This is a genomic window from Ruminococcus sp. MCC718, from assembly GCF_018783905.1.
In the GTDB taxonomy this organism is placed as follows: Bacteria; Bacillota; Clostridia; order Lachnospirales; family Lachnospiraceae; genus Hominisplanchenecus; species Hominisplanchenecus faecis.
The window spans coordinates 1-655 of record NZ_WQNP01000049.1 but is presented as its reverse complement, the minus strand read 5'-3'; the positions used below and the strand labels follow the sequence as shown (position 1 = coordinate 655).

The window sequence follows — 655 nt, the reverse complement described above, 5'->3', positions numbered from 1 at the left end:
GTACAGGAAAAGGAGATGCAGCGTTTTTTAGGTCTGGATTTTTCCATGCACGAATTATATCGTGACAGTAATGGGAATGAGCCTGCATATCCGAGGTATTACAGGAAAGCGGAGAAAAAATTAGCGAGAGAACAACGCAGGCTTTCCAAAATGCAAAAAGGTTCGAACAACCGCAGCAAGCAGAGGATCAAGGTAGCAAAACTCCACGAAAAGGTTTCCAACCAACGAAAAGACTTTTTACATAAACAATCAAGACAGATAACCAATGCCTATGATTGTATATGTATAGAAGATCTGGATATGAAAGCAATGTCACGGTCACTGAATTTTGGAAAATCTGTTTCGGATAACGGATGGGGGATGTTCACAACATTCTTAAAATACAAACTAGAGGAACAGGGGAAAAAGTTAGTGAAGGTGGATAAATTTTTCGCAAGCAGTCAGATCTGTTCCGCCTGTGGTTACAAGAACACAAAAACGAAAAATCTTGCTCTCAGAAAGTGGGATTGTCCGCAGTGCGGGATTCATCATGACAGAGATGTAAATGCGGCTATCAATATCAGAAATGAGGGAATGCGGTTAGTAATTGCATGACAGAAACTCAATAGAATAGAAACCGTGGGACACACGGGGTTAGCTCGCTTATGCTTAGCAC

1 protein-coding gene is annotated in these 655 nt (G+C 41.2%); it reads left to right on the top strand.

Annotated elements, in window-relative coordinates:
* Positions 1-594: RNA-guided endonuclease TnpB family protein (locus GPK60_RS06530; protein ID WP_215659102.1), on the top strand; the 594-nt coding region annotated here is incomplete at its 5' end.
* Positions 595-655 lie beyond the last annotated feature (61 nt).